This window comes from Fretibacterium fastidiosum (assembly GCF_000210715.1).
Lineage (GTDB): Bacteria > Synergistota > Synergistia > Synergistales > Aminobacteriaceae > Fretibacterium > Fretibacterium fastidiosum.
Window position 1 is genome coordinate 2,716,601 of sequence record NC_021038.1, and the last position, 3,667, is coordinate 2,720,267.

The 3,667-nt window shown below is 49.6% G+C and carries 4 protein-coding genes; all 4 read left to right on the forward strand.

The features are described from left to right. The first annotated feature begins 148 nt into the window (after positions 1 to 148). Complete coding sequence (locus SY1_RS12190; RefSeq protein WP_208873913.1) at positions 149 to 922, forward strand: hypothetical protein; 774 nt, start codon at positions 149 to 151, stop codon at positions 920 to 922. 562 nt (positions 923 to 1,484) lie between these two features. After that, on the forward strand, positions 1,485 to 2,636 hold the full coding sequence (locus SY1_RS12195; protein WP_208873914.1) for a hypothetical protein: 1,152 nt from the start codon (positions 1,485 to 1,487) through the stop codon (positions 2,634 to 2,636). Between the two features lie 311 nt (positions 2,637 to 2,947). Continuing rightward, positions 2,948 to 3,328, forward strand: a complete 381-nt coding sequence (locus SY1_RS12200) for a hypothetical protein (protein WP_015557201.1) — start codon at positions 2,948 to 2,950, stop codon at positions 3,326 to 3,328. Positions 3,329 to 3,331: 3 nt separating this feature from the next. Further along, the coding region (locus tag SY1_RS12205; protein ID WP_208873915.1) for a hypothetical protein at positions 3,332 to 3,667 on the forward strand (336 nt) is incomplete at its 3' end.

Genomic DNA, 3,667 nt, shown 5'->3' on the forward strand with positions numbered 1-3,667 from the left:
GCAGGGGAGGTAATCCTATTAAACAACGCGAATTGGTTTCAGCTGATGTTCATGTTTTTGAGTGTCTTTTCAGAAAAAACTTCTTGTTCCCCCTCTTGACACAGCCTGGCAACCTTGATAGGATAAAAACACATCGTTGTTATGCTTCATGGATATAGACTTGGAACTCGGAAGGGTAAATGGGAGCGCCGCGGCGACGCGCAGACCTGAACAATCACGAATTCCTGAAATCGACAGCGCGAAGCGGCCCGGAGAAGGGAGGTTTCGCGCTGTGTGTTTTGCTTCTGAGGGAAATAAAAATGCTCGAACAAAAAGTCGTTCTTTGAGGAGATGGAAGATAATAGAATATCTTTTATGTGCCAGTTTAATTTATTATACTTCTGGCCTGCTGTATCAGCAATGGGAACCTTATTTTATTTTTGTTTTATTTTTAATATTATTAATAGCTCCGTTTTTGTCTTTGCTATGTTTATTATGTTTGAGGATTTTCAATCACTCGGCTCAAAATTCTATGGTAAATCTTGTTGCCATAACACCACTTTTATTATCCAGTTTAATTTTTTCCATTATAGGCATGCGGGGCATGCGGGAACAACAAGGGGGGATTTATTTTATTTTTGTTTTATATTTTGTGTTTTATTTTGTAAACTCATTGCTTTCCTTGCTATGTTCATTGTGGTTGAGGTACAGAATTTTTGGCTGTCCGGTTCAGCAAACCAGGAAAAAGTGGTTATCGCTTTTCTTGATCATTGCTGTAGATATATTGCTATATACGATAGTCCTCCGGACTGTGTTTGTTTTTGCCACTGATTTTTTTACTTCTGCATTGTTTTCTGATTGGATGTTGTGTTGGCGTAGTACTGCTGTAATGAGATGGATATGTTTTGAGTATTTTTCATTGAATTTTATTTTGAAAGAATAAGGGGTTGTTTTTAGGTTTTTCCCCCCATCCACAGGTTACGACACGCTTACTGATGACGGATCATCTTATTGCCTGGTATCGAACGAACGTTGTGCTTAGCACCCGTCAGGTGCAACAAAATCGTTTGAAGCCTGTATTTGCCGTAGCTTAAAAAATTTGTCTGTGGTTGGGGTTTCAGAGGAAGTATTGCTACTAAAGAAAACGATGAGGGAGGATACTAAGAATGGCAGATTGTGGATGTGGTGCGGGTTTGTCAGCCAGTCTTTGGCAAGGATGGAAATTGGGAGTCCTAACTGGAGGGGTTTCGGGGGCTTGGAAAGGTAAGGTGTTGGGAGGAAGTTACGGGAGTGCAGGCGGACCTGTGGGGATATTTGTAGGTGGCTATGTTGGAAGCGTCATAGGGAGTGCTTTAGGATCGGCTTTAGGATCTATTTGGGGGACAGCAACGACTTGGGCCGGGCACATTTTGTTTTCTCAATGCGGATGCTCTCCTTTGTGTCTGTGCCTTCCAAGGGATTGGCGGGCTCCTCAAGCCACCCCCACCCGCCGTGACCCATTAGTCTTGGACCTGAACCGTGACGGGAAGGTAGAGCTGAAGAACGCGGCGTTCTTTGACCTGAACGCCAACGGGTTCCACGAGTTTACGCGGTGGATCGACAAGACGGATGCCTTTCTGGTGTTGGACAAGAACTTCAACGGTAAGGCGGACAATGGCAGCGAGCTGTTCGGCGACGTCATGACCCTGCCGGATGGGTCCCTGGCCCTCACGGGCTTCGACGCCCTGAGGGCGTACGACTCCAACGGAGACGGGAAGATCGACGCCGCCGACGAGGTCTACGCCTCGTTGAAGGTCCTGACGGGCGAGGGAAAGATGGCGAGCCTGGCCGACGCCGGGATCAAGAGCCTGAACTGCCCGCCTCCATCCAATTCGTCAGGTCAGTCCCAAGACCCGGTCACGGTAGTCGATAACGGTGGAGGAAGCGGCGGCAACACGTCCACGGTGTCTACCTCTGACCCTTGGGCGTCTCTGACGTGGGAGGAGCGGGTGCTGGCCCTGAAGGACCAGGCGCGCGAGGCGGACCGTGCACTCTGGAAGTCGGGCGGATCGATCCGCAATCAGGGAAGTTTTACATGGCAGGATGGGAGTACGGGCACGATCGCGGAGGTGCTGCCGTACAGCGTCCCGATGTACTCCATTCCCGGAGAGTATTTGGATGTCCCCAAGGACGTTGCGGCGTTGCCCGACCTCATGGGGTTCGGAAACATGCACGACCTGCACCAGGCCATGGTCCGCGACGGAAGCGGTGCGCTGCGCGGGCTGGTGGAGCAGTACGCGGCGGAGAAGGACCCGTCGAAGCGCGGACAGATTTTCGAGTCCCTCCTTCAGAAGTGGGCCGGAGTGGAGGGCGTGGAGCCAGGAAGCCGCGGCGGTCAGATGGACGCGCGGCAGCTGGCGTTTCTGGAGCAGTTTTTCGGCGAGGGTTTCAACGGCGTGGACGGGCCGAACCCCAACAACACGGCAGCGCCAATCCTGAAGGAGCTCTACGCGGACCTCGTGCGGGACATGGAGGCGGGGCTGCTGGCACAGACGCACCTGAAGCCGTTCTTCGAGCACGTGGAGTACAAGGTGACGGAGCCGGAGAAGGACGCGGAGGGCAACGTTGTGAAGCCGGGCAGGCTGGACATCCTGATGGACCCTGCCTTTGCGGCGTAATTGGAGGCTGGCTTCCTTATGCCCCTTCTGCGGGCCTACTGCAACGGATGTCCATGCTTTGAGTGTCTTTTCAGAAAAAACTTCTTGTTCCCCCTTGACAGGACGCCATATCTATTGATAGGATAGCGATACATCGTTTTTATAATTCAGTTGGGTACAGAGTTGCAACTCGGAAGGGTAACTCGGAAACGCCGCGGCGACGCACAGACCTGAACAACCACGAATTCCTGAAATCGACAGCGCGAAGCGGCCTGGAGGAAGGGAGGTTTCGCGCTGTGTGTTTTAACTTAACAGAAAGGGTCAAATGTTCGATGATGACTATCAAGTATTGGTGGAACAAAATGTTCGATCATGAAATTGAATTTTTCTTTTTTCATCTTTATGTCTTCTTTCGCCCGTTTGAAACAATATTCAATACGTCAAGTTCATTTGGAGCAAAGATTTTCGCGAGTGTGTTCGCTTTTTTAGTATTTTTATTTACTCTTAAAGTATATTTTTTTCATAGTGTGCTTTGGGCAAAGGTGGAGTTTTTTGTTTTCGCCTTTATTATAACTCCCTTGTTGACTGTAGGAGTGCTTTCTGGTCAGATTACTCAATCAGTCGCTGAGATGGCAAGCCTTCTTGCAGAGGAAATGATGTTGACTTGTATAGTTTACAGGGCCTATCTGAAAATGATGAAAAGGAGTGTTTAGTAAATGAATCCTGGCATTGCTTTCCATTTTGTTGGGTTTGTGGCTGGATACTTTTTCTCAAAAACTCTTGATGGTTTTTTAGATTATTTTAAGCCTTATTTGCCGGGGGTGATTCCGCCGATTGATCCTACTCCACCTCGCCCAGGATCGCCTGTCGGAGGCGATGTTTACCCAGATTATGCTACTCCTTGGCGTGGTGCAGGTGCTACCCCTGCCCGTGTTGACCCATTGGTCCTGGACCTGAATAAGGACGGCAAGGTTGAGCTGAAGAATGCGGCGTTCTTCGACCTGAACGCCAACGGGTTCCACGAGTTTACGCGGTGGATTGACAAGACGGAT

What these genes read in the sequence shown, in the direction of transcription:
- SY1_RS12190 (WP_208873913.1), top strand. Translation starts at nt 149, where the DNA reads ATGGATATAGACTTGGAACTCGGAAGGGTAAATGGGAGCGCCGCGGCG.
- SY1_RS12200 (WP_015557201.1), top strand. Translation starts at nt 2,948, where the DNA reads ATGATGACTATCAAGTATTGGTGGAACAAAATGTTCGATCATGAAATT.